This is a genomic window from Pseudomonas sp. 210_17 TE3656 (genome assembly GCF_054821965.1).
The window spans coordinates 3,745,771-3,772,757 of sequence record NZ_JBTRBC010000001.1; the positions used below are offsets into that span (position 1 = coordinate 3,745,771).

Annotated in this window: 27 protein-coding genes and 1 tRNA gene; 12 read left to right on the plus strand and 16 right to left on the minus strand. The window is 61.4% G+C overall.

Annotated features, from left to right (window positions below; all coding sequences use genetic code 11):
* Positions 1 to 23: 23 nt before the first annotated feature.
* On the minus strand, positions 24 to 929 hold the full coding sequence (locus tag ACVI9W_RS17615) for a LysR substrate-binding domain-containing protein (RefSeq protein WP_461530667.1): 906 nt from the start codon (positions 927 to 929) through the stop codon (positions 24 to 26).
* A 136-nt stretch (positions 930 to 1,065) separates the two neighbouring features.
* On the opposite strand from ACVI9W_RS17615, the gene ACVI9W_RS17620 reads away from it, so the two are divergent.
* Positions 1,066 to 2,367 carry an NAD(P)/FAD-dependent oxidoreductase gene (locus ACVI9W_RS17620; protein ID WP_461530668.1) on the plus strand — a complete coding sequence of 434 codons (1,302 nt, stop codon included), beginning with the start codon at positions 1,066 to 1,068 and terminating at the stop codon, positions 2,365 to 2,367.
* A gap of 44 nt (positions 2,368 to 2,411) precedes the next feature.
* Positions 2,412 to 3,500, plus strand: coding sequence for a polyamine ABC transporter substrate-binding protein (locus ACVI9W_RS17625; protein WP_461530669.1), 1,089 nt, complete (start codon positions 2,412 to 2,414; stop codon positions 3,498 to 3,500).
* Here the strand turns inward: ACVI9W_RS17625 and ACVI9W_RS17630 are convergent.
* From ACVI9W_RS17630 to ACVI9W_RS17655, 6 genes are all read right to left on the minus strand, one after another.
* Positions 3,487 to 4,128, minus strand: a complete 642-nt coding sequence (locus tag ACVI9W_RS17630) for a CatB-related O-acetyltransferase (protein WP_461531844.1) — start codon at positions 4,126 to 4,128, stop codon at positions 3,487 to 3,489. The genes ACVI9W_RS17625 and ACVI9W_RS17630 overlap by 14 nt on opposite strands.
* 282 nt (positions 4,129 to 4,410) lie before the next feature.
* Positions 4,411 to 4,484: transfer RNA gene (locus ACVI9W_RS17635), tRNA-Gly, on the minus strand.
* A gap of 155 nt (positions 4,485 to 4,639) precedes the next feature.
* Positions 4,640 to 5,524 carry an alpha/beta fold hydrolase gene (locus tag ACVI9W_RS17640; protein WP_461530670.1) on the minus strand — a complete coding sequence of 295 codons (885 nt, stop codon included), beginning with the start codon at positions 5,522 to 5,524 and terminating at the stop codon, positions 4,640 to 4,642.
* Between the two features lie 319 nt (positions 5,525 to 5,843).
* Entirely contained in the window at positions 5,844 to 6,536 is a 693-nt protein-coding gene (locus tag ACVI9W_RS17645) for a pseudouridine synthase (RefSeq protein ID WP_342624383.1), read from the minus strand.
* A 27-nt stretch (positions 6,537 to 6,563) separates the two neighbouring features.
* Positions 6,564 to 6,785, minus strand: a complete 222-nt coding sequence (locus ACVI9W_RS17650) for a cysteine-rich CWC family protein (protein ID WP_461530671.1) — start codon at positions 6,783 to 6,785, stop codon at positions 6,564 to 6,566.
* Complete coding sequence (locus ACVI9W_RS17655; protein ID WP_461530672.1) at positions 6,778 to 8,268, minus strand: sensor domain-containing diguanylate cyclase; 1,491 nt, start codon at positions 8,266 to 8,268, stop codon at positions 6,778 to 6,780. Before ACVI9W_RS17655 ends, ACVI9W_RS17650 begins: the two co-directional genes overlap by 8 nt.
* 216 nt (positions 8,269 to 8,484) lie before the next feature.
* Here ACVI9W_RS17655 and ACVI9W_RS17660 point away from each other — a divergent pair, with 216 nt between their 5' ends.
* The gene (locus ACVI9W_RS17660; RefSeq protein ID WP_461530673.1) at positions 8,485 to 8,883 is read left to right on the plus strand and encodes a hypothetical protein; all 399 of its coding nucleotides are present in this window, start codon (positions 8,485 to 8,487) and stop codon (positions 8,881 to 8,883) included.
* Positions 8,884 to 8,888: 5 nt separating this feature from the next.
* Here ACVI9W_RS17660 and ACVI9W_RS17665 read toward each other — a convergent pair whose 3' ends face one another.
* Complete coding sequence (locus tag ACVI9W_RS17665) at positions 8,889 to 9,998, minus strand: enoyl-CoA hydratase/isomerase family protein (RefSeq protein ID WP_461530674.1); 1,110 nt, start codon at positions 9,996 to 9,998, stop codon at positions 8,889 to 8,891.
* 127 nt (positions 9,999 to 10,125) lie between these two features.
* Here ACVI9W_RS17665 and ung point away from each other — a divergent pair, with 127 nt between their 5' ends.
* The gene (ung, locus tag ACVI9W_RS17670; protein WP_461530675.1) at positions 10,126 to 10,818 is read left to right on the plus strand and encodes a uracil-DNA glycosylase; all 693 of its coding nucleotides are present in this window, start codon (positions 10,126 to 10,128) and stop codon (positions 10,816 to 10,818) included.
* Positions 10,819 to 10,836: 18 nt separating this feature from the next.
* On the opposite strand, the gene ACVI9W_RS17675 is transcribed toward ung, so the two are convergent.
* The 5 genes from ACVI9W_RS17675 to ACVI9W_RS17695 all read right to left on the minus strand — a co-directional run bounded on the left by ACVI9W_RS17675 (position 10,837) and on the right by ACVI9W_RS17695 (position 16,265).
* Positions 10,837 to 11,898 (minus strand): AbrB family transcriptional regulator, encoded by a 1,062-nt coding sequence (locus ACVI9W_RS17675; protein ID WP_461530676.1) that lies wholly within the window; start codon positions 11,896 to 11,898, stop codon positions 10,837 to 10,839.
* Positions 11,891 to 13,405: a tripartite tricarboxylate transporter permease gene (locus tag ACVI9W_RS17680; protein WP_038607585.1), complete on the minus strand. Its 1,515-nt coding sequence runs from the start codon at positions 13,403 to 13,405 to the stop codon at positions 11,891 to 11,893. The genes ACVI9W_RS17675 and ACVI9W_RS17680 overlap by 8 nt, the downstream gene beginning before the upstream one ends.
* 1 nt (position 13,406) lies before the next feature.
* The gene (locus tag ACVI9W_RS17685; RefSeq protein ID WP_461530677.1) at positions 13,407 to 13,865 is read right to left on the minus strand and encodes a tripartite tricarboxylate transporter TctB family protein; all 459 of its coding nucleotides are present in this window, start codon (positions 13,863 to 13,865) and stop codon (positions 13,407 to 13,409) included.
* 95 nt (positions 13,866 to 13,960) lie between these two features.
* Positions 13,961 to 14,941, minus strand: a complete 981-nt coding sequence (locus ACVI9W_RS17690) for a Bug family tripartite tricarboxylate transporter substrate binding protein (protein WP_038607590.1) — start codon at positions 14,939 to 14,941, stop codon at positions 13,961 to 13,963.
* Between the two features lie 34 nt (positions 14,942 to 14,975).
* On the minus strand, positions 14,976 to 16,265 hold the full coding sequence (locus tag ACVI9W_RS17695; protein ID WP_461530678.1) for an OprD family porin: 1,290 nt from the start codon (positions 16,263 to 16,265) through the stop codon (positions 14,976 to 14,978).
* A gap of 203 nt (positions 16,266 to 16,468) precedes the next feature.
* Here ACVI9W_RS17695 and ACVI9W_RS17700 point away from each other — a divergent pair, with 203 nt between their 5' ends.
* Together ACVI9W_RS17700 and ACVI9W_RS17705 are read left to right on the plus strand one after the other, a co-directional pair.
* Positions 16,469 to 17,140 (plus strand): response regulator, encoded by a 672-nt coding sequence (locus ACVI9W_RS17700; protein WP_038607596.1) that lies wholly within the window; start codon positions 16,469 to 16,471, stop codon positions 17,138 to 17,140.
* Entirely contained in the window at positions 17,133 to 18,512 is a 1,380-nt protein-coding gene (locus ACVI9W_RS17705; RefSeq protein ID WP_038607600.1) for a sensor histidine kinase, read from the plus strand. The genes ACVI9W_RS17700 and ACVI9W_RS17705 overlap by 8 nt, the downstream gene beginning before the upstream one ends.
* Here ACVI9W_RS17705 and ACVI9W_RS17710 read toward each other — a convergent pair.
* Together ACVI9W_RS17710 and ygfZ are read right to left on the minus strand one after the other, a co-directional pair.
* Positions 18,509 to 19,318, minus strand: a complete 810-nt coding sequence (locus tag ACVI9W_RS17710; RefSeq protein WP_038607602.1) for an HDOD domain-containing protein — start codon at positions 19,316 to 19,318, stop codon at positions 18,509 to 18,511. The two genes, ACVI9W_RS17705 and ACVI9W_RS17710, sit on opposite strands and share 4 nt — an antisense overlap.
* Positions 19,319 to 19,379: 61 nt before the next feature.
* The gene (gene ygfZ, locus ACVI9W_RS17715; RefSeq protein WP_461530679.1) at positions 19,380 to 20,321 is read right to left on the minus strand and encodes a CAF17-like 4Fe-4S cluster assembly/insertion protein YgfZ; all 942 of its coding nucleotides are present in this window, start codon (positions 20,319 to 20,321) and stop codon (positions 19,380 to 19,382) included.
* A 165-nt stretch (positions 20,322 to 20,486) separates the two neighbouring features.
* On the opposite strand from ygfZ, the gene ACVI9W_RS17720 reads away from it, so the two are divergent.
* Together ACVI9W_RS17720 and ACVI9W_RS17725 are read left to right on the plus strand one after the other, a co-directional pair.
* Positions 20,487 to 20,741, plus strand: a complete 255-nt coding sequence (locus tag ACVI9W_RS17720; protein WP_038607607.1) for an FAD assembly factor SdhE — start codon at positions 20,487 to 20,489, stop codon at positions 20,739 to 20,741.
* Positions 20,725 to 21,177 (plus strand): protein YgfX, encoded by a 453-nt coding sequence (locus ACVI9W_RS17725; RefSeq protein ID WP_461530680.1) that lies wholly within the window; start codon positions 20,725 to 20,727, stop codon positions 21,175 to 21,177. Before ACVI9W_RS17720 ends, ACVI9W_RS17725 begins: the two co-directional genes overlap by 17 nt.
* On the opposite strand, the gene nadB is transcribed toward ACVI9W_RS17725, so the two are convergent.
* Positions 21,146 to 22,762 carry an L-aspartate oxidase gene (nadB, locus tag ACVI9W_RS17730; RefSeq protein ID WP_461530681.1) on the minus strand — a complete coding sequence of 539 codons (1,617 nt, stop codon included), beginning with the start codon at positions 22,760 to 22,762 and terminating at the stop codon, positions 21,146 to 21,148. The genes ACVI9W_RS17725 and nadB overlap by 32 nt on opposite strands.
* Positions 22,763 to 23,195: 433 nt before the next feature.
* Here nadB and rpoE point away from each other — a divergent pair, with 433 nt between their 5' ends.
* The 4 genes from rpoE to ACVI9W_RS17750 all read left to right on the plus strand — a co-directional run bounded on the left by rpoE (position 23,196) and on the right by ACVI9W_RS17750 (position 26,981).
* Positions 23,196 to 23,777: an RNA polymerase sigma factor RpoE gene (gene rpoE, locus ACVI9W_RS17735; RefSeq protein ID WP_010220971.1), complete on the plus strand. Its 582-nt coding sequence runs from the start codon at positions 23,196 to 23,198 to the stop codon at positions 23,775 to 23,777.
* A gap of 31 nt (positions 23,778 to 23,808) precedes the next feature.
* On the plus strand, positions 23,809 to 24,399 hold the full coding sequence (locus tag ACVI9W_RS17740) for a sigma-E factor negative regulatory protein (RefSeq protein ID WP_157191354.1): 591 nt from the start codon (positions 23,809 to 23,811) through the stop codon (positions 24,397 to 24,399).
* A gap of 12 nt (positions 24,400 to 24,411) precedes the next feature.
* The gene (locus ACVI9W_RS17745; RefSeq protein WP_038607634.1) at positions 24,412 to 25,377 is read left to right on the plus strand and encodes a MucB/RseB C-terminal domain-containing protein; all 966 of its coding nucleotides are present in this window, start codon (positions 24,412 to 24,414) and stop codon (positions 25,375 to 25,377) included.
* 221 nt (positions 25,378 to 25,598) lie between these two features.
* Positions 25,599 to 26,981, plus strand: a complete 1,383-nt coding sequence (locus tag ACVI9W_RS17750; RefSeq protein WP_371261990.1) for a DegQ family serine endoprotease — start codon at positions 25,599 to 25,601, stop codon at positions 26,979 to 26,981.
* The last annotated feature ends 6 nt before the right edge of the window (positions 26,982 to 26,987 follow it).

Genomic DNA, 26,987 nt, shown 5'->3' on the forward strand with positions numbered 1-26,987 from the left:
GTGCTCCGGGGAAGAGCGCCAGATCAAAAGGTCGAGGTTTGTTCAATCTGCTCTTCGAACCAACTGAGGACGGCGCGGCAGGCAGGGTGGGTCATGCCGCTGTCGCGCAGCCATAACGCATAGACCGCGCCGGTTTTCAGCGCCTCGCCGAAGGGGACTATCAGGTCGCCGCGTATCAGCGCGTCGTGGGCCAGCATCCGGTCCGTCATGGCGACACCCAGGCCGCGGCTCGCGGCATCCAGGGCCAGGTCGTCGAGGTTGAACATTATATGTTTGAAGCTGCGCTCGGACGGGTCCTGCTGTGCCTGCAGCCATACCGTCCACTCATGCCGGCGGGTGGAACCGTGGATCAGGGCATGCTGTTCAAGGTCGTCGAGCGCACGCGGGGGTGTCCGGCCATCGCTGAAGGCCGGCGCGCAGACCGGAATCAGGTACTCCTCGAACAACAACGTCAGTGGACGCTCGTCCAGCCCGTCGGGCAGATACAGCACATAGGCATCGCAGTCGCCTCCGGTGTCGACCAGCTCGCCGCTGACGGTCTCGATCGACAGACAGAGACCGGGATTGACGGTGTAGAACGAGCTCAACCTGGGCAGCAGCCAGCGCACCGCCAGCGACACGAAAACGCGAATGCGAAAAGGGCGGTCAAGCGGCGCCGGTGCCAGGCGCTGTTCCAGGGCTCGCAACGATTTCAGCATCTCCCGGGCGACCTCGTACACCTCGCGCCCCTGCGCGGTCAGCGCCACCTTGCGACTGGTGCGCTCGAACAGCACGGTCTGGTAGTGCTCTTCGAGCTGCTGAACCTGTCGGCTGATAGCACTCTGGGTCAGGTGCAACTGCCGGGCAGCTTCGGTGAAGCTGCTGGTATCGGCCACTTTGACCAGGGTTTGCAATGCCTGCAAAGAGGGCACGCGAAGCATTTTATCCATGCTGAATCCGAATGGATGGATGAATTTTTAACGTTAGAGTCAATGCCCATATGCCCTTAAATTAAAGGTGTAGACGGCGCATCAGCGGGTTATTGCCAATAACTCCTGCGCATTGATTGTGGAGGAGTGACAGACAATGAACAACCACTGTGGCTGGATCGCCCTGGCTGGCGAATCTGCTGTGCGGCCGCGGCTCGAAGGCCGACAACAGGTCGACTGGCTGATCATCGGCGGCGGCATCACCGGCCTTTCGGCAGCGCATACTCTGGCCAGCCGTTTTCCGTCCCAGCGCATTGCCTTGCTTGACCGCCAGCGGGTTGCCCAGGGTGCTTCTGCGCGCAACTCGGGCTTTGTGGTCAGCCATGAGTTGCCTGGTGCCAGCGAGCTGGTCGGCACCCCGGGATTTTCGGCCTATCAGGTTGCTTCGCGGATTGGCGTTGCGGCCGGCCTTGAGGTCCGTCAGCGCATCGCCGAACTGGGTATCGACTGCGAACTCAGCAATGACGGCTACCACTTTGCCGTGCACGAGCCAGCGCACCTCGACGCTGTCGAGCAGACTCTGGAGACGTTGAAGGCGGTTGGCGCCCAGGCTCGCTTCCTCGACGCGGGCGACCTCAAACCACGGTTGGGTACAGCGTTTTATAGTCGAGCCATTCACTGTGGTGGCGGTAACGGGCTGCTGCAACCCGCGCGCTATGTCAAAGGCCTGGCCGACAGTCTGCCAGCGCAAGTAGAAGTGTACGAACACACTGCGGTCAGCGATCTGCAGCGTGCGCCGGGCAAGGGCTGGACAGCCCGTACTGCGGGCGGCGAGGTGCAGGCAAAACAGGTATTGATTTGTGTGGGCGCGTTCTTGCCAAGGGTCGGGGTGAAGCGCAGCGGCACGTTCCCGCTGGAGCTGAGCGCCAGCATCACCCGCCCGTTGACGCAAGACTACTGGCAGAGCCTGTTCGACGAGCAGGGCTGGGGTGTGCTCTCCACCTTGCCAGGCGGATGCACGCTGCGCTTGCTGCCGGGACGTCGCCTGTTGATTCGCAACACGGTCGAGTACCGCCAGCACGACATTGACGCCCGAGGACTGGCGGTGCGCCAACGCGAGCACCTGCTGGGGCTGCAAAAGCGCTTCCCCGGCATCAACGCACAAGATCTCGAATACACCTGGACCGGCCACCTGAGCGGCACCCGATCTGGTGAGCCGTACTTCGCCAGGGTCGATGACGGCCTGCATACGGTCGCCGGTTGCAACGGCTCCGGCGTTGCCCGCGGCACCTTGTGGGGACGCTTGCTGGTCGAGATGGCGATTGGCGCCGACTCTTCCTTGCTCAGCGATGTCCTCGGTCAGGCCACGCCGGGCTATCTGCCACCCAGGCCGTTCTTCGATATGGGCGCCAAAGCCCGCATGGCCTGGGAAGTCTGGCGGGCCCGCAACGAACGTTGAAACCTTCGGCGCACACGCCGCAACAAAAACAAGAGAGGCACCCCATGATCAAGCGCACCTGCATGACCCTGTTGTCGATGGCGTTGCTGACCGCGACGGCCCAGGCGGCTGAAACCGTCAACATTGCCAACTGGAGTGGTTACATCGCTGACGACACCCTGAGCGAGTTCACTCGTCGCACCCAGATCCAGACCACCTACGACCTGATCGACAGCAACGAGACCACCGAGGCCAAGTTGATGACCGGCAGCAGTGGCTATGACCTGGCCAGCCCGTCCAACCACTTCCTGCCGCGCCTGATCAAGGCCGGGGCCATTCAGGAGCTGGATCGCAGCAAGCTGCCGAACTGGAACAACCTCGATCCCAAGCTGATGAAAATCCTCGAAGCCAGCGATCCGGGCAACCGTTACGCGATTCCCTACATGTGGGTGACAACCGGCATCGGCTACAACGTTGACAAGATCAAGGCGATCTTTGGCAGCACCGAGGTGACCCAGTCCTGGGACATGCTGTTCAAGCCGGAGAACATCGAGAAGCTCAGCCAGTGCGGCGTGGCGTTTCTCGACAATCCGACCCAGATCGTTTCCATCACCCTCAAGACCCTGGGGCTGGACCCACATAGTCAGGACCCGGCAGAGCTGAAAAAGGCCGAAGCCGCCTTGATGACGATTCGTCCCTACATCAGCTACTTCCACCAGTCGAAGTACGTCAGTGACCTGGCCAACGGCAACATCTGCGTGGCCATCGGCTTCAGCGGCGACGTACTGCAGGCCATGAGCAGCGCGCAGCAGGCCGGCAACGGCGTGAACATCGGCTACAGCATCCCGCGCGAAGGCTCCACGGTGGCGGTCGACATGGTGGTGATCCCCAAGGGCGCGCCGCACCTGGAAAACGCCTATGCCTACCTCAATTACCTGCTTGAGCCGAAGGTGATCGCCAACATCAGCAACGCGGTGAAGTACCCCAACGGCAATGCCGCCGCGCTGGAGTACATCACACCTGAACTGCGTGACAACCCGGCGATCTATCCACCGTCTTCGGTGCTCGATTCGCTGTTTCCGATCAAGACCCTGTCACCGGCGGGCATGCGCCTGAGCACCCGGTTGTGGACGCGGGTGATCAGTGGGAAATAGCAGGGTTGGCATTGCGTTCGCGGGCATAGGCCAGAAAGCGCTCGATGTTGTCGTTGCAAAGCAGATCGACAACCTTGACCACTTCCTCTTTCGGCCAGGCCCACCATTGCGACGCCAGTAGCTGCGTTCGAGTCTGCTCATCGAATCGCCAGCCGACCACGCGGGCAGGATTGCCGGCAACGATGGAGTAAGGGGCGACGTCGCGGGTGACCACCGCGTCTGCCGCAACCACTGCGCCTGTCCCGACGGTAACGCCAGAGAGGATTGTGCACTGTGAACAGAGCCATACATCGTTGCCGATGATCACATCCCCACGCGATCCGCCGTAGTCGCGAATATGAGCAGCTTGCGCCAGTTTGGCGGGGAAAGGGTAGGTCGTCACCCAGTCCGTCCGGTGATGGCCACCGATGATAATCAGGACCCCTTCAGCGATGGAGCAATAGGCGCCGATGTCGAGGTGTTTTCCGTCCCCGTAATCCTTGACCGTCGGGAGGCCATAGGAACCTGTGCCGTATCCGTATTGGGGGTATTTCTTTTTGAATACATACGCCCCTCGGTCAAATTCCGGCACCTGCTTGAGGCGTGCCTTGCGCCGGCGACTCTTCGCCTCGGGGTTGCCCCACTTCATATAGAAAATGACAGTGAGCAACGAGCATAGGGAAATCGCCAGGGCGATCCATTCGATCATTTCTTCTCCTAACGTAAGGCGTGTACAGGCTCTGGGCAGTATCGCATTGTCTGGTGTCAGTGGCGCGCTGCAAAGATTTACACGACAACGCTCAACCTGCACACACATGGGCAGAGGCGCGAACTGCGGGGGTAAGGCGAGGAGGGAGTTGACTCAAAAGGCCAGACGGCACCTTGAGGTGCTGGGCCGAAATCTCAGAAGCGCTGAGACCGATGAAAGCAGTGGAGCGGGTGAAGGGAATCGAACCCTCGTTATCAGCTTGGGAAGCTGGAGTAATGCCATTATACGACACCCGCTTGCAGGGCTGACGTTGTACCAGAAGTGCTCTGCGATTTGAAGCCTTGCTGTGCAAAAAGCCTGGATCGGTGGCCGGTAGCGCGAGGTCGTGCATCTTCCTTCTGCCCGTTCGGGCCGTTGATGCAGGAGGCTGCGCTACCGCCAACCAGGGTATTCAGATCGCCAGTGCATGATGCTCCTGGACGTACTGACTACGGATGCGGGACTCCCGGACGGCGGGTTTAAGGAAACCCAGCAAGGCGTCACGCGTGGCATTGCTGGCCGCCTTGTGCTCCATGTCGAGGAAGTGGCCGGTGGCGCGGATCTCACTGAAGTGGCTGTTGCGCACATGCTGGCTGAACTGCCGGGCGTCATCCATGGTGGTGTATTCGTCCCACTCGCCATTCATGAACAGCACCGGAATGTCGATCACCCGGGCCGAGCGCAGGGCGTTGTCGAGGTCGTGGTCGAGCACCTGGTTGATGTGAAAGTGCATTTGCGCGTATTCGTGGTTGTCCAGGCTGCTGACATGCCGGTAGTTGAAGCGCTTGAACAACGATGGCAGGTGTTTGCCGATGGTGTCATTGACCAGGTTGCCGACCTGGTAGCGGTCACAGGCACTGAGGTACTGGCAGCCGCGTTCGAGGTAGTCGCGCATCGGCTCGTTGATCACCGGCGAGAACGAACTGACCACCGCCTTTTCGATGCGCCGCGGCTTGTGCGCCAGGGCCAGCAGGGTGCAGGCGCCGCCCCAGGAGAACGACATCACATGGTCGGCGGCGAAGTGGTCGATCAGCTCGAGGAGGATCTGCCCTTCGGTTTCCTTGGTCAGCAGCCGTTCGTGGCGGTTGTGCGCCTTGGACTTGCCGGCATAGGGCTGATCATAGAGCACCACGTTGAATTGTGGATGCAGACTCCGCACTGTCTGGGCAAACGAGGCCGTCGTGGCCAGCGAGCCATTGATCAGGATGATCGTCTTCTCAGCGGCGTCTGCGCGATAGAACTCCGTGTAAACCCGATACTGACCTTGTATATCAAGCACAGCAATTTCTGGCCTCATGTCGTCGACTCCTGGCGCAAAAAGGGTGTTCGCACATGCAAGGATGCGCGTTCTTTATGACAGGTAGGCATACGCCTTGAAGAGAAGCTGAGGGCCCTTGTCGATCCTCTAACGCCGGTCGACGGGTATTGTTCTAGGTGGGCAATCTGCTGGACTCCGGTGCTTCAAGGCACGGGTAGCCAGCAAAAAGGTGTCTTGGACTACGGGCGTGACTGATGAGTCACATGCAGACCGACGATTGGATTCAAGCAGGCAGCGGAGTAACCCGCAAGTGCCTTTGGGGAAATTGACGAAACTTTTCTGCCCGGCGGTCGTGACCTCAGATCGCCAGGATTTCCTCGGGATAGAGCGCGCGGTACTCGCCGGGACGCAAGCCCGGGTCCAGTTGCAGCGGGCCCATGGCTTCGCGGTGCAGGCGCAGCACCTTGTTGTCGAAGTGACCGAACATGCGCTTGACCTGATGGTAGCGGCCTTCAACGATGCTCAGGCGCGCGCTGCGCGGGCCGAGCAGGGTCAGTTCGGCGGGCAGGGTGGTGAGGTCTTCGAAGGCGAAGTAGAAGCCCTGCTGAAATTTTTCGATGTAATGGGCTTCGATGACCTGCTCGGTTTCGACGTAGTAGATCTTCGGCAGTTTGGTTTGCGGCTGGGTCAGGCGTCGTGACCACTGGCCGTCGTTGGTCAGCAGCATCAGGCCGGTGGTGTTGAAGTCCAGGCGTCCGGCAATGTGCAGCTCGTGCTTGTCCGCCTCATCGATCAGGTCGAGCACGGTGCGGTGCTCCGGGTCCTGGGTGGCGCTGACGCAGCCCTGGGGTTTGTGCAGCATCAGGTAGCGCGCCGCACGCCCGGCCTGCAGCAACTGTTCATCGACCTCGATGCGGCTGAATTCACGCACTTCCAGGCGTGGGTCGCTGACGCAATAACCGTCCACGCGCACCCGCCGCTCCGCCAGCAGCAGGCGTACTTGCTGACGGTTGAAGCAGGGCAGGTTGCTGAGGAATCGATCGAGACGCATACAAGGCCAGGTGCAGGGCGCTGCAGTTTAACGCTTGCCGGCGGGTTTTGCCGCTTCCAGTTGTTCCAGCACCTGGGCGCAGGCGGGGCACAGGCAAGCCTTGTTGCGCTGTTCGACAGGCAACGCCTCAAGCACTTCGGCGGCGATGCTGACGCTGTAGCACCAGCACGCCTGGGCCGCTGTGCGTGGGTCGGCGAGGCTGCAGCGGTTGCTGGCGCCACAGGCGGGGCAGCGTTGGGTGTCATTCATAGTCGGACCTGGGCATTTCTACGCAGACACGGTTGCGTCCACTTTGCTTGGCGCGGTACAGCGCATGATCGGCGCGGGCGATCAGGCTGTGCAGGGTATCCTCAGGCTGCAGGCTGCTCAAGCCGATGCTGGTGGTCAAGCGGATCACTTTGTCGGCGAAGCTGAAATCCCGTTGTTCGGTGTGCAGGCGGAGCTTTTCCGCTACCTCCTGGGCATGTGCGCCGTCGGTGTCCTTGAGCAGCACGATGAACTCCTCACCACCCCAGCGACAGATAATATCCGCCTGGCGCAGGCAGTTTTCCAGTACGTCGGCGAACTGACGCAGGACTTCGTCTCCGGCCAGGTGGCCATGGGTGTCGTTGAGCTGCTTGAAGTGATCGAGGTCGATCAGCAAGGCGACCAGTGGCTTGGGCTCGCGCTGGGATTCTTGTAGCGCCTGGGCTGCCAGCAGGTCGAAGCCGCGGCGGTTGGGCAGGCCGGTGAGGCTGTCACGGGTGGCCAGGGTTTCGATATTGTCCTGATGGCGCTTGACCATGGCGTTGAGCAGCGACAGCACCACCAGGCCGATGATGGTGCAGATCACCAGGTTCAGGTACAGCGACTGGCGGATGTTATCCAGGGCGCCGTCTTCGCGTTTGTCGACGAACAGGTACCAGTTCAGCTCTGGCACAAGACGCACGTTGAGAAAGTGACTGTGACCGTCGCTGCTCAGGTATTCATGGCTGCCGCTGACAGGTTGTGGCATCTGCCTGAGCAATTCCCGCAAACCGTCCAGTTCGCGCAGCGACTGGCCCGTGCGGGCACCATGGGCACCGCCTTTTGAGCCGGTCAATACCACATTGCCTTGCGGGTCGACGAAGTACACCTGACGCTGGTAGCGCTGCTGGTAGTCATCGATCAGGCGCACCACGGCTTCGACCGTAAGACCGATGCCGGCGACACCGATGAAGTTGCCGCTGTAGTCGAGCACGCGGTAGTTGATGAACACCGTCAGCTTGTCCTGGTTGGCCATGTCCAGGTCGACGTTGATTTCATAGGGCGCGTCCAGTTTCAGCACCCGGTAGTACCAGGCGTCACGCGGCTCCTGCGGGTCGATTTGCTTCATTACGCCTTTTTGCGCCTGGTAGTAGTTGCCGGTGGCGCTGGAAACGAAAAACGCGGTGTAGGCACGGTACTGGCCCATGACTTCGTTCAGGTAGCGGGAGATTTGCGTCGGGTCGCGTTCGCCGCCCAGTGCCCAGTCACGCAGGAAGGTGTCGTGGGCCATCATCGAGGAGATCAGGATCGGTCGCACCAGGTCCTTCTGGATTTCCGAATAGACCGTGTCGGAGGTCAGTGGCAACTCGGTGTTGACGATGCTTTCGCGGATCGAACTGCGCGAGGCGTAATAGCTCAGCAGCGACGTGGCCAGGAAGCCGCAGCCGAGCAACAACAGCAAGGTCAGGATCAGCGAACGCTGCGAAAACAGGGCGGAGCGAGGCAATATGGCATTCCCTTGATATAGGCCAATGCCGTTCATTCTAGTGTTACGGCCGGAAAATAACTGGATAAATATCAAGGGTATTGCCCTTGTTGCAAATTATTGCGGCAAGGGCACCGGATCGGCTTTATGTGGTCTTAATCTGTGTCGGTCAGCGCTTGCCGATCGACGCCGACCAGCGCCGCTGGGATGGGCAGTTTCGCGGTCCAGGAGGCCGCCATGTATCGCCGACTTTTGCTTGTTGCAGTGCTGAGTTTGCTGACCGCCGGCTGTGTTCCTTACGGAGGTAACGGTTACTACCATCGCACCGAAGTCTATACCGCTGATCGCTATGGCTATCCGGGCTATTACCAGCCTGGTTATCAATATAACCGTGGTTACTATGTGGTGCCGCAGCCGCGCTACTACTCGCCACCGCCGCAGTATTACCGTTCAACGCCGCACTACTATTACCGCTCGACGCCTCATTACAACCGCGCGACGCCGCACTATTACCGCTCGGCACCGGATCATTACTACAAGCCCTACCCAGGTCGTGGCTATGACCGTTATCGCCAGGGCAATTCACGCCACGACCGCAATGGCGATGGCCGGCGCGACGGCAACTGGCATCGTTAGGCCGTTCAGGCCAGGTCCGCCAACGGATGGCGGCCTTCCCAGGCCTTGCGAAAGTGCGCCTGGATTACCGCTGTTGGCACCTGGGCGATGTCTGCCCAGTGCCAGCGCGGTTTCTGGTCCTTGTCGATCAAACGTGCTCGAACACCTTCACTGAACTCTGGATGCCGACAGCAATTGAGGCTGATGGCGTATTCCATCTGGAACACCTGGGCCAGTGACAGGTACCGTGCCCGTTGGATCTGCTCCCAGACCAGGTGAGCGGTGAGCGGACAGCCTTCAAGCATGGTTTGCGCGGCTTTGGCCAGCAGCAGGTCGGGGTTATTGCGCAGTTGTGCGATGGCGCGCCAGGCACACACCGGATCGGCGACATCGAGCAGTGCGTCAATCTGTTTGCGCCGTGGCAGCCACTGAGCTTCGGGCAGTTGACTCTGCCCCCCGTTCTGCTGGGCTTTGAGCAGACTGTTGAGTTGCAGGGCGGTTTGTTCCTGCCAGTTCAGCTGCAGCAGGTCGTCGAGCAGTTCCGCTTGCTGGCTTTCCCCGAGCAGACGGTCGGCCAGGCCCAGGTCCAGGGCATCCCTGGCGTTGATCGGCACGCCGGTAAGGCCGAGAAACAAGCCGAGCTTGCCTGGCAAGCGCGCGAGGAACCAGCTGGCGCCGACATCGGGGTACAGGCCGATACTGATTTCCGGCATGGCCAGGCGGCTGCTTGGCGTGACGATGCGCACGCTGGCGCCCTGCAGCAGGCCCATGCCACCACCGAGCACATGCCCATGGCCCCAGCACAGCAAGGGTTTGGGGTAGGTATGCAGGCGGTAATCCAGGCGATATTCCGCGGCGAAGAAGTGCGCGGCCAATGGCGGCACCTCCCCCGGGTGATGGCGGCAAGCCTCGGCCAGGCTGCGCACCTCACCGCCGGCACAGAAGGCCTTGGGGCCGGTACCGCGCAGCAATACGCAGACGATGTCCGGGTCATTGGCCCAGATCTTGAGTTGCTCGTCGAGCACCTCGATCATAGGCAGTGATAAGGCATTGAGTGTCTGAGGCGCATTCAGTGTGGCGATGCCGATACGGGCACCATCGACGCCGGTGAGTTCTTCGCACTGTACGGCAGCCATGGCGGACCTCTTTGCTTTGATCCGGACAAGTATGGCCGCTGTTGGCGATTATGGCGGTCGCCGGTCGGATCGATTGACAAGCACCGGCAGCTTTCCTAGTGTCGCGCCATTGTTTACGGATGGCCCCATGACAGACGACGATCGCATCAAACTTGAACCGAGCTGGAAAGAAGCGCTGCGCGCCGAGTTCGACCAGCCCTACATGCAGCAGCTGCGGGAATTTCTGCGCCAGGAATATGCGGCGGGCAAAGAGATTTATCCACCGGGCCCGTTGATTTTCAACGCGCTCAATTCCACGCCGCTGGATCAGGTGAAAGTGGTGATTCTCGGCCAGGATCCGTACCACGGCCCTGGCCAGGCCCATGGTCTGTGTTTTTCGGTGCAGCCGGGGACCCCCACGCCGCCGTCGCTGGTCAACATTTACAAGGAATTGCACCGCGACCTGAACATCGAGATTCCCCAGCATGGCTGCCTGCAGCACTGGGCGGATCAAGGCGTGTTGCTGCTCAATACCACCATGACCGTGGAACGGGCCAATGCCGCCTCGCACGCCAAGAAGGGCTGGGAGTTCTTCACCGATCGCATCATCGAACTGGTCAGCGAGCATCAGCCCAATACGGTGTTCCTGCTCTGGGGCGCCCATGCGCAGAGCAAGCAGAAGTTGATCGATGGCACCAAACATCTGGTGCTCAAGTCGGTGCACCCGTCGCCGTTGTCCGCCTACCGCGGGTTCCTCGGCTGTGGGCATTTCAGCCGGACCAACAAGTTCCTCGAACAACACGGCCTGGCGCCAGTCGAGTGGGCGTTGCCGCCGCTGTAAGCGAAAAAAAAGGAAGCCTCAGCTTCCTTTTTTGCTGTCTGGCCCGGTGGTCGAGCGTTCGCCAACCCAGTGCCGGAACAACGGCTCGGCGAGAAACAGCACGAACAGCAAACGCATCACCTGCAATGCCGTCACCAGCGGGACCGATAACTGCAGGGTCTCGGCGGTCAGGCTCATTTCCGCGATACCGCCGGGCATCATGCCCAGGGTCAAGGAACGCAGGTCCAGCTGGGTCAGATGGCTCAAGGTCCAGGCAGCAACGGCTGCGATCAGCATGCTTAACGCAGTGGCGATCAAGGTGCGCCCGAGGAAGGAGGGCGCCCGGCGGAAGAATGCCCGGTTGAAGTGACAGCCCAGATCACTGCCGATCAGCCATTGGCCGATCTGGCTGGCGCCATCGGGCAGGGCAATTTGCAGATCGAAGCCGACACTGGCGACGGCCGCGACCAGCAGCGGGCCGAACAGCCAGGGATTGGGCTGCTTCAGGCGCTGCCACAGGCAGGCCATGACGATACCCAATGGGCAGATCAACGCCAGCCAGCCCCAGCTGACACTACCGTTGTGGGTGATGGCAACGCCATCGCCCAGCAGGTATTTGAACAGCGCCGGTACGCACAGCACCACCGCCAGTACCCTCAGGCTCTGTGCGGCAGCGACCTGACTGAGCACCGCACCGTTGCGGGCACCGAGATTGACCATCTCCCCGGAGCCGCCAGGCATGCTGGAAAAAAACGCCGTAGCGCGGTCTTCACCGGTACGGCGCAGCAGCCAGATGCCAACGACGCTGGAGACACTGGTGATCAACGCACCGCAGAAGATCAGACCGAAATTGCTCGCCACCTGCTCGACCACCGCCGGGGTGAAGTGCAGGCCGATGCCGATGCCGATGATCCACTGCCCGCATTTACGCCCGCCGGGAATTTCGCTCAATTGCCAGGGCGTCAGGCAGCGCACCAGGATGATCGCCAGCAGCGAGCCGACCATCCATGGCAGCGGCCAGCCGACCTGGCTGGCGAGATACCCGCCTGCCAGACCGACCAGCCCTGTGGCCCAGAACAGTTGCGAAGGCCGATCAGACATCGGCCAGGGCACGACGCTGGAGGCTGCGCTTGCGCCAGATGCGCAGCAGTGGAAATGCCAGCATCACCGCAGTCAGCGTCCAGACCGTCATGCTGATCGGGCTCGACCAGAGAATATCCAGGCCGCCGTTGGAGATTGACAGGGCGCGGCGCAGGTTCTGCTCCATCAGGCCGCCAAGGATAAAGCCGAGCAGCAACGGCGACAGCGGGAAATCGAGCTTGCGCAGGATATAACCGAAGATGCCAATACCGATCATCAGGAACAGGTCAAAGGTCGTGGCGTGCACGGCATACACACCGATGGCGGTAATGATTGCAATCACCGGCACCAGTGCCCAGTTCGGTACGGCAAGGATGCGGGTGAACAGACGCACCATTGGAACGTTCAGTATGAGCAGCATGACGTTGGCAATGAACAGCGAAGCAATCAAGCCCCAGACAATGTCCGGCTGCTGTTGGAACAGCAGGGGGCCGGGGGTGATGTTGTACAGGGTCAAGGCGCCGATCATGACCGCGGTCGTACCCGACCCGGGTACACCCAGGGTCAGCATCGGTACCAGAGCACCGCAGCATGCAGCACCGATGGCGGTTTCCGGCGCCGCCAGGCCACGCTTGTCGCCCTGGCCGAATTTACCGCTGGCACCCGCCACGCGTTTTTCCGTCATGTAGGCAACCGCACTGGCCAGGGTTGCCCCGGCACCGGGTAACACCCCCATGATGAAACCCAGCACGCCACAGCGGATGTTCACCCAGAATACCGAGGCCGCTTCCTTGAGGTTGAAGAGCATGCGCCCGGTGGCCTTGACCGCTTGATGGCCATGATGGGTTTTTTCCAGAAGCAGCAGAATCTCGCTGATCGAGAACAGACCCAGCACCAGTACCACGAACTGAATGCCGTCGGCCAGGTTCACGCTGTCGCCGGTAAAACGGTATACGCCGCTGTTGGCATCGATGCCGACGCAGGACAGAAACAGGCCAATCAGTGCCGCGATGAAGGTTTTCAGTGGTTTGTCACCTGCCATGCCGCCCAGGCAGACAATGGCAAAGACCATCAGCACAAAGTACTCCGCCGGGCCAAAGGCAATGGCCCACTTGGCCAGCAAGGGCGCGAACAGGACCATACCGCAGGTGGCGATGAATGCGCCGATGAACGAGCTCCACGCCGACAACGAAAGGGCGACACCGGCAAGACCTTTGCGGGCCATCGGGTAGCCATCGAGGGTGGTCATCACCGTTGCGGCTTCGCCGGGAATGTTAAGCAGGATCGAGCTGATGCGCCCACCATACTCGCAACCCAGGTACACCGCAGCCAGCAGGATCAGCGCCGACTCCGGAGGCAGGCCGAGGGCGAAAGCAATCGGAATCAGCAGCGCTACACCGTTAATCGGGCCCAGGCCCGGCAGCAGGCCAACGACAGTACCGATCAGGCTGCCGCACAGCGCAGTGACCAGGTTGTAAGGGCTCAGGGCAACGCCGAAGCCCTGGCCGAGATAACCAAGCGTATCCATGTCAGTTCTCCAGAACGTCGAGCAGGCCCAGGGGCAGTGGAACATCCATTACACGGTCAAACAGCCAATACAGCGCGATGCTCATCAGCGTGATGATGACGACGCTGGGCAGCCAGCGCCCGTCGTAAAGACGTGCCATGGGGACGCCGACCAGGATGCTGCTCAGTACAAATCCCAGGGGTTCGAAAGTGCTGGCAAAGAGCAGAAGCAAGGCCACACAGATGCCGATCTTGTTCAGGGATTCGCGGTCCAGTTCAGGCTCATCGTCCTTGCGCACGATCGGGGTGGGACGAAAGGCCAGGTACAACAGGCCGCAGCCCATCAGGCCGATAATCAGCAATGGGAAGGCACGAGGGCCGACAGGCTCGTAGGAGAACGCAGCCTGATAGGGCCAGGCCATTACTGCCAGAGCGGTACAGACCGCTAGCAGCAACAAGGCAAAAACGCGTTGCAGGATCATTGGGGAATCCTCTTTTCGCGGGGCAAGCCCGCTCCCACAGAGGGAACTGTGTAGGAGCGGGCTTGCCCCGCGATGCTTCTAGAAAGGTTGGGAGATTACTGAATCAGCCCGAATTCCTTGGCCAGGGCCTTGTAGTCAGCCACCTGTTTCTTCACGTAGGTGTCCAGCTCCGCACCGGTCATGGCAAAGGGGAACAGTTCGCGCTGGTCACGCAGCTTGGCGAACTCTTCCGAGGTCAGCAGCTTGTCGAACGAGGTCTTCCACCAGTCGTACTCTTCATCCGTTACCTTCGGTCCCAGATAGAAACCGCGCACCACCGGCCAGACGATGTCGTAGCCCTGTTCCTTGGCGGTCGGAATATCCTTCATTTTCGGCTCGTCCAGACGCTTTTCGGCAAACACCGCCAGCAGGCGCATGTCACCGCTCTGGATGTGTGGCATGGAGTCGGAGATGTCGGTACTGCCTACCTGGATATGCCCACCGAGCAGTGCCGTGGCGATTTCACCTCCGCCTTCAAGGGCGACATAGCGCAGGTCGCGCGGGTCGATGCCGGCGGCCTTGGCGATCAGTGCAGTCTGCATCCAGTCCTGGCTGCCGACGGTACCGCCGGAGCCGATGACTACTTTGCTCGGGTCTTTCTTCAGCGCGGCAACCAGGTCGTCGAGGGTCTTGTAGGGCGAGTCGTTTTTCACTGCGATGGCACCATAGCTGGTGCCAACGGCTGCCAGCCAGCGCACGGCGTTCTCGTCGAAGCGGCCGAACTTGCCCTGAGCGAGGTTGAGCAGCGAGCCGCTGGACCAGGCTACCAGGGTCCCGGCATCGGCCGGGCGCTGGGCGACCACGGCGTTGTAGGCAACCGCGCCGACGCCGCCAGGCATATAGGTCACGCGCATGGGTTTGGTAAGGATCTTCTCGTTGACCAGGGCGCTTTGCACCAGTTTGCAGGTCAGGTCGAAGCCGCCGCCGGGGGAGGCGGGGGCGATGCATTCAGGACGTTTGGGTTCGCCAGCCATGGCTTGGCCGGCAAGCATCAGACAGGCAGTGGCAAGGGCAATGCGGCGCAGTGAAAAGGTCATCGTCTATCTCCGTGAGCATTATTGTTATCGGGGATTACCACAATGCAAGGCTGTAACTCACCAGCAGCCGCACCTCGTCCGCATCGCGGGCGAAGTTCGAACGGAAGGTGGCGTTGCGCAGGCGCACGGCGACGTTTTTCAGGGCGCCACTTTGCACCACATACTTGAACTCGGTATTGCGTTCCCACTCCTTGCCTTCACCGCCATCGGCCAGGCTGACATTATCGCCGCTGATGTAACGGGTCATGAAGGTCAGGCCGGGAACTCCCAGTTTGGCGAAGTCATAGTCGTAGCGGGCCTGCCAGGAGCGCTCGTCGGCACCGGCGAAGTCGTTGATCTGCACGAAGTTGACCAGGTACGGGTCGGCACCGTCGACGTAAGGAAAGGCGGTGTCGCCCGACAGGTGCTGGTAACCGGCACTGAACTTGTGGCCGATGATGGCGTAGCTGAGCATGCCGTTGAGGGCGGTGTTGTCGATATTGCCGCCACGGGCCTGGCCCTGGTCGTCGCTGAACGCCATGCGCAGGTCGGCGCCGAAGGTACCGGGGCCCCAGGGCTGGGTGGCGAGCATGCCGACAAAGTGCTGGCGATAGACATCATCGAGCTGCGCCCAGTGGTAGCTGCCGGTGATCCTGTCGGTGAACTTGTAGTCCAGGCCAGCCATGTCGAAATGGTTGCCGGCCACGGTGCCGAGAAAACGGCTGTTCTTGTTGTTGAGGGCGATGTCTTGATTGTCGGTACTGTCGCGATCCTTGGCTTTTTCCAGGCGCCCGCCGGTGAACGTCAGGTTCTTGATTTCGCCGGACGTCAGCAGGCCGCCTTCAAAGGTCTGCGGCAGGATGCGACCGTCGTTGGGCTGCAGGGTCGGCAGTTCCGGCATCAGCGTGCCGACTTTCAGTTCGGTGGCCGAGATCTTTACCTTGCCGGTCAGGCCGAGCTTGGAATACTCGTCGGCGGCGCGGCCATTATCGTGGGTAGGCAGCAGGCCGCTGCCGGTACGATCAGGGCTGGAGTCGAGCTTGATGCCGAGCATCCCCAAAGCATCGAGGCCAAAGCCTACGGTACCGTCGGTATAGCCGGACTCGAAGTTGAGCATGAAACCCTGAGCCCACTCGTCACGCTTGGACTGCTGGGCGCTGGTGCCATCGCGAAAGTCGCGGTTGAAGTACATGTTGCGGGTTTCGAAGGTCGCCTTGCTGTCATCGAAGAAGGCGGCCTGGCTCAGCGGTGCGACGCCGGCAAGGGCGAGGGCGCTGGCAACTGCGGACTGGCGAGAAGGTAAACGGCGGATAGGCGCGTGCGCCTGTGGCTGCATGGACAGCATGGTGAAGTAACTCCGTTTTTGTTCTTATTAATTCGAACGTCAATGTTCGGTTATACGGCAAGCAGAGTGAGCCGTGAGGGGATGCTAGGGGCTGAACCTTTCGCTAACCTTTCAACTGTTTTTCATTGTTGCGAAGGCTCCACAGGTGCGCTGTCGGCTGTACACTCCGCGCCATTGACCGCGACGCGAACGGGGAGAAAACGATGCGTGTGCTGCTCGTCGAAGACCATCTGCAGCTGGCCGAAAGCGTGGCCCAGGCCCTGAAAAGTACCGGCCTGACCGTGGATGTGCTGCACGATGGCGTGGCCGCCGACCTGGCCCTGGCCAGTGAGGAATATGCCGTGGCGGTGCTCGATGTCGGCCTGCCGCGCATGGACGGCTTCGAAGTACTGGCGCGCCTGCGCGCCCGTGGCAAAACCGTGCCGGTGCTGATGCTGACTGCGCGCAGTGACGTCAAGGACCGGGTTCACGGGTTGAACCTGGGAGCCGATGACTACCTGGCCAAGCCCTTCGAACTGACCGAGCTTGAGGCGCGGGTCAAGGCCCTGTTGCGCCGCAGCGTGCTTGGCGGCGAGCGGCAACAGCGCTGTGGTCCGCTGGTATATGACCTCGATACCCGGCGTTTCACCCTCGGTGACGAATTGCTGACCCTGACCTCCCGCGAACAGGCCGTGCTTGAAGCGCTGATCGCCCGTCCGGGGCGGGTGATGAGCAAGGAGCAACTGGCCGCCCAGGTCTTCGGTCTGGATGAAGAAGCCAGCGCCGATGCCATCGAAATCTATATCCATCGCCTGCGCAAGAAGCTCGATGGTCATGCCGTGGCCATCGTCACCTTCAGGGGGCTCGGCTACCTGCTCGAGCATCGCGATGCGTGACAGCGTCAGCCTGCGCGGGCGGCTGCTGTGGAACCTGGCCTTGCTGCTGGTGGTGCTGATGCTGGCCAGCGGACTGAGTGCCTACTGGAATGGTCGCGAAGCGGCCGACACCGCTTACGATCGCACCCTGCTGGCTTCCGCGCGAACCATTGCCGCGGGCTTGTCCCAGCGTGACGGCACCCTCAGCGCCGACGTGCCCTATGTGGCCCTGGATACCTTTGCCTACGACAGCGCCGGACGTATCTACTACCAGGTCAATGACATTCATCAGCGTCTGATCTCCGGTTACGAAAACCTCCCCGCACCACCACCGGGTACGCCGCGCACCGATGATTACCCGGCCCTGGCGCGCTTCTACAACGCGCGCTACCTGGGGCAGGACGTGCGTGTAGTGAGCTTGCTCAAGGCCGTTACCGAACCGAACATGAACGGCATGGCCGAGATCCGTGTGGCCGAAACCGAAGAGGCGCGGGTGCGCATGGCCCGCAGCCTGATGGCCGATACCCTGTTGCGTCTGGGGATGCTGGCGCTCGGCGCGTTGATGCTGGTGTGGTTTGCGGTCAGTGCTGCGCTGCGGCCGCTGGAGCGCCTGCGCAGTGCGGTGGAAGAGCGTCAACCCGACGACCTGCGCGCGTTACCGCTGGTCGAAGTGCAGCGTGAATTGAGCCCGTTGGTGCGTGCCTTGAATCATTTCACCGAACGCCTGCGCGGTCAGTTCGAGCGCCAGGCGCAGTTCATCGCCGAGGCCGCCCATGAGCTGCGCACACCGCTGGCAGCGCTCAAGGCCAGGGTCGAACTGGGCTTGCGCTCGAATGAACCCCAGGTCTGGCGCGAGACCCTGGAATCAGCGGCCCAGGGTACCGACCGCCTGACCCACCTGGCCAACCAGCTGCTCTCCCTGGCACGGGTGGAAAACGGTGCGCGGGCCATTGCCGAAGGCGGCGCGCAGTTGCTTGACCTCAGCCAGCTGGCGCGTGAACTGGGCATGGCCATGGCGCCGCTGGCCTATGCCCGCGGAGTGGCGCTGGCGCTGGAGGCCGAAGCGCCTGTGCATGTGCGTGGCGAACCGACGTTGCTCAACGAGCTGCTCAGTAACCTGGTGGACAACGCCTTGGCCCATACCCCCGAAGGCGGCAATGTGATCTTGCGGGTCTACGCGCCAGGGGTGCTGGAAGTCGAAGACGATGGCCCGGGGATTCCTGAAAACGAGCGTGAACGGGTGTTCGAGCGTTTCTATCGACGTAGTGCGCAAGGCACCGGCCTGGGCCTGGCGATCGTCGGCGAGATCTGCCGCGCCCATCTGGCGCAGATCAGTCTTCACGACGGAGAGGGTGGCGGCCTGAAAGTGCGGGTCAGTTTTACCGTCGATTAACGGAACATTGAGCGGGCATAGAGCAGATCGCTGGCCACCAGTTCGGTACCGGTCGGCAGTCCCAGGTGGCGATAGGCGGGCAGCGCCGCCAAGGGCCGCGATTTGCCGATGGCCGGGCTCAGGGCCCTGGCGATCTGGACGATGTCGACGTAATCGACCCGATCGCTGCCGCGGTCCAGATCCAGAACCTGTCCAGGCAGCTTGACCAACTGCTCGGGAAATTCCCAGCTGCTGAGGATCTTGTCACCCAGTACCGGATGGATCTGGTCGATCACATAGTTCAGGCACACCGGATCGGAAAGCAGCTCGTTGTGCTCCTCTGCATAGATCAGGATCGGCAACACGCCAATCTGGTGAACCAGGCCGGCGAGGGCGGCCTGATCAGGCTTGAGCTGGGTGTAGCGCAAGCAAAGTTCGTAGCTGATGCCGGCTACTTCCAGGCTGGTTGCCCAGATTTCGCGCATTTTCTTTTCCACCACCTCGGAGCGGGCGTGGAAGATCTGCTCGATCACCAGGCCGACGGCCAGGTTGCAGCTGTAGTTGATGCCAAGGCGGGTGATCGCGGTCTGCAGGTCGGTGACCTCGACCGTGGCACGCAGCAACGGGCTGTTCACCACCTTGATCAGGCGTGCCGACAGGGCGGCGTCGCGGCCGATGACCTTGCTCAGGGCGCTGACGCTGATCTCGGTGTCTTCAGCGGCCTCGCGAATGCTCAAGGCGACCTCCGGCAGGGTCGGCAGCACCAGGTCATCATTTTTGATGGCGGCCAGTAACTGGGCCTGGACCATCTCGGCCAGCTTGTTCATCGCGGTTCTCTACAGCAATTCAAAAGGGCCCCGGCGTTCGATATGCCGGGGCAGGGCTGGCTCAGCGCTGGATTTCGCGGTCGCGGTCCAGTTCATAAGGCAGCGACAGCAGTTCCAGGCGCGGGCCGTCGGGGCTTCCCAGGTGCAGGTTGTTGTCTTCCACGGCATCGGCGGTCAGTACTGCCAGCAGTTCGCTGCCGGTTGCGCTGCGGGCCGCCAGCACCACTTCACCCACCGACGAGTTATGGGTCGGCGAGAAGATCTCGGTACCCGGCTCGGGCAGGGTTTCGCTCGTCAGGGCCGCGCGGTACTGGCGGCGCTTGAGCTTGCCCAGGTACTGCATGCGGGCGACGATCTCCTGGCCGGTGTAGCAGCCTTTCTTGAAGCTGACGCCGCCTACGGCCTGCAGGTTGATCATCTGCGGGATGAACAGCTCACGGGTCTGGGCCATGACCTGACCGATGCCAGCGCGGATTTGCCCGAGCAGCCAGTCGTTAAGCCCGGCTTTTGGCAGCTTCCCGGCTAACTGTGCCTGCACACGCTCTGCCTGTTCGGCGGGCACCCACAGTTCGATGCGACCGGGCGAGACGGCAACGGCAATCAGCCCGTCGTGGCGCGTTACAGCGTCAATCTGACCCGGCACCTCAAGGCCCAGCGCCTGCAGCGCTTCGTCACCTGCTTGCAAGCCAAAGCGGACCCAGGCATCGCTTTCATCAGTCAGCTTGGCCTTGGAGAACACCGCGTATTTCTTCAGGTCGGCCAGTTGCGCTTCAAGCAACTCGCGGGTCATGGCCAGGAGAAAACCATCACCCTCAGGCAGGATGCGAAAGCTCGACTGCATACGGCCCTTGACCATGCAGCGCGCGCCGAGGCTGCTGGTGCTGTCGCTCAGGTAGTTGATGTTGCAGGTCAGTTGGCCTTGCAGGAACTTGCCGGCGTCCGAGCCGCGGACGGCGAGGACGCCTTCGTGGGATAGGGTGCAGAAAAAAGCGGAATCGGCCATGGGATATCGCAGGGTAGTAAGACTGGGGCCCATGATAGAGCGCCGTTGGCAAAATAGGTAGTTGAGCGCGCCCCTCTGTCATTATTTGCTCACATGTCCGGACCAACGTCTCGTGTCCCCCGGGCGCTGGCTCTGTATACTGGCGGCCTATTTTAGGAGGGCTCCATGGTCGAACAAACTGAACTCAATCGGCTCTTTTGGCACAGCCGCCGTGGCATGCTTGAGCTCGATGTACTGCTGGTCCCGTTCAGCGCGGAGGTCTACCCAACCCTGAGCGAGGCCGATCGCGAGCTGTACAAGCGCCTGCTGAGCTGCGAAGACCAGGACATGTTCGGCTGGTTCATGGAACGCAGCGAGTCCGAAGACCCGGAGCTGCAGCGTATGGTTCGCATCATTCTGGACCGTGTCCAGCCCAAGTGAGCGGTTCGAGTGCCGCTGGCAGGGCTCGAAAAGCCTGCTGGTGGCCTATCTGCTCAGCTTGCTGCTGGCCTTGCTGGCGCTGAGCCTGCTGCAACTTCCCTGGTGGTTGCGGCTGTCTGGCGTGGTCCTGTGCCTGCTGCATGCGGGCTGGATGATTCCCCGGCGCATTCTGCTCAGCCATCCCCGGGCTGTCAGCGGTTTGCGTCGTGATCGTGAAGGCTGGCAGCTGTTCAGCCATGCCCAGGGCTGGCAGCCGGTGCAGCTACGCCCGGACAGCCTGGCCTTGCCAGGCCTGATCGTGCTGCGTTACCGCAGGCCGGGGCGCTACTGGAGTGAAGGTTTGTGTATCGCCCATGACGCGCTGGAACCGGTGCAGCACCGGCGCCTGCGCGTGCGCCTGAAGTTCAGTCGGCGTAGGTGGGCGGCTGCAGAATAGTGTCGTGGGCTTCGGCAAGCATGCCTGGGTAGTCCAGGGTGTAGTGCAGGCCCCGGCTTTCCTTGCGCTGCATGGCGCAGCGGATCATCAGCTCGGCCACCTGGGCCAGGTTGCGCAGTTCGATCAAGTCGCGGCTGACCTTGTAGTTGCTGTAGAACTCGTCGATCTCGTCGAGCAGCAAACGCACCCGGTGTTCGGCGCGTTGCAGGCGCTTGCTGGTACGCACGATGCCCACGTAGTCCCACATGAATCGCCGCAGTTCGTCCCAGTTGTGCGCAATGATCACGTCTTCGTCCGAATCGGTAACCTGGCTGGCATCCCAGCAGGGCAGGGCGCGCGGCATTTGCACCTGGTCCAGCTGCGTTTCGATGTCGGTGGCGGCGGCGCGGCCATAGACGAAGCATTCGAGCAGCGAGTTGCTGGCCATGCGGTTGGCGCCATGCAGGCCGGTGAAGCTGGTTTCGCCAATCGCGTAGAGGCCGGGCACATCAGTGTGGCCGCAGTCATCGACCATGACGCCACCACAGGTGTAGTGAGCGGCAGGCACCACCGGGATCGGCTGGCGGGTGATGTCGATGCCGAACGTCAGGCAGCGTTCATACATGGTGGGAAAGTGGGTCTTGATGAATTCTTCGGATTTGTGGCTGATGTCCAGGTACACGCAGTCCACGCCCAGGCGTTTCATCTCGTGGTCGATGGCGCGGGCGACGATATCGCGCGGCGCCAGCTCTTCGCGCGGGTCAAAGCGCGGCATGAAGCGCTCGCCGTTGGGCAGCCGCAGCAATGCCCCTTCACCGCGCAGCGCTTCGGTAATCAGGAAACTCTTGGCTTGCGGGTGGTACAGGCAGGTGGGGTGGAACTGGTTGAACTCAAGGTTGGCCACCCGGCAGCCGGCGCGCCAGGCCATGGCAATACCGTCGCCGCAGGCACCGTCGGGGTTGCTGGTGTACAGGTAGACCTTGGCGGCGCCGCCAGTGGCGAGCACAGTGAAGCGCGCACCATAGGTGTCGACTTCGCCGGTATTGCGGTTGAGCACGTAGGCGCCCAGACAGCGGTCGCCCTCCAGGCCCAGGCGTCGCTCGGTGATCAGGTCAACGGCAACTCGCTGTTCCAGCAGCTCGATGTTCGGGCGTTGGCGGGCCTGGGCGAGCAGCGTGGTGAAAATCGCTGCGCCAGTGGCGTCGGCGGCATGGATGATGCGTCGATGGCTATGGCCGCCTTCACGGGTCAGATGGAACTCGAAACCGCCGTCGTCGACACTGGCGTGTTCGTCGCGGGTGAAGGGTACGCCCTGGTCGATCAGCCACTGGATCGACTCACGGCTGTGTTCGACGGTGAAACGCACGGCGTCTTCATGGCACAGGCCGCCACCGGCGTTGAGGGTGTCCTCAACGTGGGACTGCACCGTGTCGGTGTCATCCAGTACTGCGGCGACCCCGCCCTGGGCCCAGTAGGTCGAACCGTTGGCGAGGTCTCCCTTGCTGAGCACGGCAATGCGCAGGTGGCCGGGGAGGTTCAGCGCCAGGCTCAGACCGGCGGCGCCGCTGCCGATCACGAGGACATCATGTTGGAGTTGTTGGCTCATGTCAGGACACTAGTATCTGAAGGGGGGGATCGGCACAATAGTCAGGCGCTTATGGCATTGTGAAACTATCGTGAATCTGGACCGGTTGCCTTTATAGCAGCCCCAAGGCCTTGATTTCCAATGGCACATGCAGGGTCCTGGTGCTTGCTGTGGGAACTTTCCATGCTGTGTGGATATCCATAGAAGGTTGCCTGCACACCACAATGCCGCAGCGACGCCTGGCAATAGCCCATAATAAGGGTACTGTCGGCGTATTCGAGACCCGATTATCGACGCAGCCGGCGGTGACCGCGCTGCGTTTTTCGTGCGAGCCGACCAAGGGCCGCAGGAAACTTGCTTGGAGGGGAGAACTTTTGCGAAAAGCCCGAGTCTATGGTTGCAAGCCTGAACGATGCTTCTCGCAACGCTCCTTCACGTTCACTGAGGAGTGTTCATGCTAACCCAGGAAGAGGATCAGCAGCTTGTCGAGCGCGTGCAGCGTGGCGACAGGCGAGCGTTCGATCTGTTGGTGCTGAAGTATCAGCACAAGATTCTCGGGTTGATCGTGCGTTTTGTACACGACACCCATGAGGCCCAGGATGTGGCGCAGGAAGCTTTCATCAAGGCTTACCGCGCGCTTGGTAATTTTCGCGGAGACAGTGCTTTCTACACCTGGCTGTACCGCATTGCCATCAACACGGCAAAGAACTATCTGGTGTCCCGCGGTCGGCGGCCACCGGACAGCGATGTGAGTTCCGAGGATGCGGAATTTTACGACGGCGATCATGGCCTCAAGGATCTGGAGTCCCCCGAGCGTGCGTTGTTGCGAGATGAGATCGAAGGCACCGTCCATCGGACCATTCAGCAACTGCCAGAAGATTTACGTACGGCGTTAACTTTACGTGAATTCGATGGTCTGAGTTACGAGGACATTGCGAGTGTCATGCAGTGTCCGGTGGGTACCGTGCGCTCTCGAATCTTCCGCGCTCGGGAGGCCATAGACAAAGCCCTGCAGCCGTTGTTGCAGGAAACCTGAGACAGCGGCGACAGCCAAGAGAGGAACCGCCATGAGTCGTGAAGCTTTGCAGGAATCGCTGTCCGCGGTGATGGATAACGAAGCGGACGAACTGGAATTACGACGGGTGTTGAACGCCGTCGATGATGCCGAAACCCGTGCCACCTGGTCGCGTTATCAGGTTGCCCGTGCGGCTATGCACAAGGAACTGGTGCTGCCACAACTGGATATCGCCTCCGCTGTATCTGCCGCGCTGGCCGACGAAGCCGCGCCGGTCAAGGTCAACCGTGGACCATGGCGCAGCCTGGGTCGTCTGGCCGTGGCTGCATCGGTGACTGTCGCTGTGCTGGCCGGTGTACGCCTGTACAACCAGGACGATATCAGTGGTGCCCAGCTGGCTGCCCAGCAACCGGTCCAGCAAGGCGTGATTGTGCCTCAAGTTCAGGGCCCGGCCGTGCTGGCAGGCTATAGTGAGAATGCAGAACAGCCAGGCCCGATGGCCAATGGCGTGCTGCAAGGGCAATCCGGCTGGCACGACCAGCGTCTGCCCGGCTATCTGCGCCAGCATGCTCAGGAAGCAGCCCTCAAAGGTACCGAGAGCGCTCTGCCTTATGCCCGCGCGGCCAGCCTGGAAAACCGTTAAGTAAGGAGGATCATGCGCGCGCTACCTCTCATTCCGCTGTTGCTGGGTGGCTGGCTGACACTGCCGGCCCATGCTGCCAACTCTTCACCGGAGGCGGGCGACTGGCTCAAGAAGCTGGCTCAGGCCGAGCAGCAGCAGAGTTATCAGGGTACTTTCGTTTACGAGCGTAACGGCAGCTTCTCCACCCACGATATCTGGCATCGCGTCCAGGACGGCAAGGTCAGCGAGCGGCTTCTGCAACTCGATGGCTCGGCCCAGGAAGTCGTGCGTGTCGACGGGCATACCCAGTGCGTAAGCGGGGCCTTGGTGTCTGGTGTGAGCGGCACGCCGGAATCCACAGCGCGAGTGCTTGATCCTCTGAAGTTGATGAGCTGGTACGACCTTGGGGTCGCCGGCAAATCCCGGGTGGCGGACCGTGCCGCGGTTATCGTTACCCTGACCCCGCGTGACCAGCATCGTTATGCCTTTGAACTGCACCTGGATCGCGAGACCGGCCTGCCGCTGAAGTCGTTGATGCTCGATGACAAGGGGCGGTTGCTCGAACGCTTCCAGTTCACCCGCCTGGATACCCGGGATGCGCCGAGTGACGACGATCTGCAGGCTGGCGAGCAGTGCAAGCCGGTAACCCAGGTCACTGCCCGTGCTGCACAGCCCGTCACTGGCTGGCGTTCGGACTGGTTGCCGCCAGGTTTTGAGCTGGTCGACAGCTCGATTGGCAAAGACCCGCAGGGCAAGAATACGGTCAGTCGGTTGATGTTCGATGACGGCCTGGCGCGTTTTTCGGTTTTCGTTGAAGCCTTGGACAGCGGCTCGGCGGCGGATATCCGCACGCAACTGGGGCCTACTGTGGCAGTCTCGCGACGCTTGACTACGCCCAAAGGCGAAATGATGGTCACCGTGGTCGGCGAAATTCCGATTGGCACCGCTGAGCGGATTGCCTTGTCGATGCGGTCTCAGGATGCCCAGGCGCAAAAATGAACAGCAAGCACAGCGCTGAACGGTCGAGGATGACTTGACTGACATGATTGGCAAGCTTTGCAGTTTGCAAAAATCCCAGAATTTTTCTATAGGTCAGTCCTTTCGGGGTCTGGCCTTTCCTGCTTCTGCAGGGCCCTACTGCTAACCACGCTCGATGTGACGGGAGCCGTATGTCAATACCACGCTTGAAAACCTACCTATCGTTGTTCGCCGCCGTGCTCATGCTCGGGCAGGTGGCCACCGCTGCCCAGGCCGAAGCCCTGCCGGATTTCACCACGCTGGTCGAGCAGGCCTCGCCTGCGGTGGTGAACATCAGTACCAAGCAGAAGCTGCCGGATCGCCGCTATGCGACCGGCCAGATGCCTGATCTCGAAGGCCTGCCACCGATGTTTCGCGAGTTCTTCGAGCGCAACATGCCCCAGCAGCCGCGCTCGCCGCGTGGCGACCGCCAGCGTGAAGCGCAGTCGCTGGGTTCGGGCTTCATCATTTCCAGCGACGGTTATGTGCTGACCAACAACCATGTGGTCGCTGACGCTGACGAAATCATCGTCCGTCTGTCCGATCGCAGCGAGCTGCAGGCCAAGCTGGTCGGCACCGACCCGCGCACCGACGTGGCGCTGCTCAAGGTCGACGGCAAGAACTTGCCGACCGTCAAGCTGGGCGACTCTGAAAAGCTCAAGGTCGGCGAGTGGGTGCTGGCTATCGGTTCGCCATTCGGGTTCGACCATTCGGTAACCAAAGGTATCGTCAGCGCCAAGGGGCGTACCCTGCCGAACGATACCTATGTGCCGTTCATCCAGACCGACGTGGCGATCAACCCGGGTAACTCCGGTGGCCCGCTGTTCAACATGAATGGTGAGGTCGTGGGGATCAACTCGCAGATCTTCACCCGCTCTGGCGGCTTCATGGGCCTGTCGTTCGCGATCCCGATCGATGTGGCACTGGATGTCTCCAATCAACTGAAGAAAGACGGCAAGGTCAGCCGCGGCTGGCTGGGTGTGGTGATTCAGGAGGTCAACAAGGACCTGGCTGAATCCTTTGGCCTGGACAAACCGGCCGGTGCCCTGGTGGCCCAGGTCCTGGAAGACGGCCCGGCAGCCAAGGGTGGCCTGCAGGTGGGTGACGTGATCCTGAGCATGAATGGTCAGCCGATCGTCATGTCCGCCGACCTGCCGCACCTGGTCGGTAGCCTGAAAGACGGTGCTACCGCCAAACTGGACATCATTCGCAACGGCAAGCGCCAGAGCCTGGATGTCACCGTCGGTGCACTGCCTGACGACGATGCTGAAATCGTCGCCAATGCCAACGGCGGTGCCGAGCGCAGCAGCAATCGCCTCGGTGTTTCGGTGGCCGACCTGAGCGCTGAGCAGAAGAAGACTCTGGAACTCAAAGGCGGTGTGGTCATCAAGGAAGTCCAGGACGGCCCGGCTGCGCTGATCGGCCTGCGTCCGGGTGACGTCATCAGCCACCTGAACAACCAGGCGATCCTTTCGGCCAAGCAGTTCACCGAAATTGCCAAGGAACTGCCGAAGAACCGTTCGGTGTCGATGCGCGTGCTGCGTCAGGGGCGCGCCAGCTTCATCACCTTCAAGCTGGCTGAGTAAGCTGGG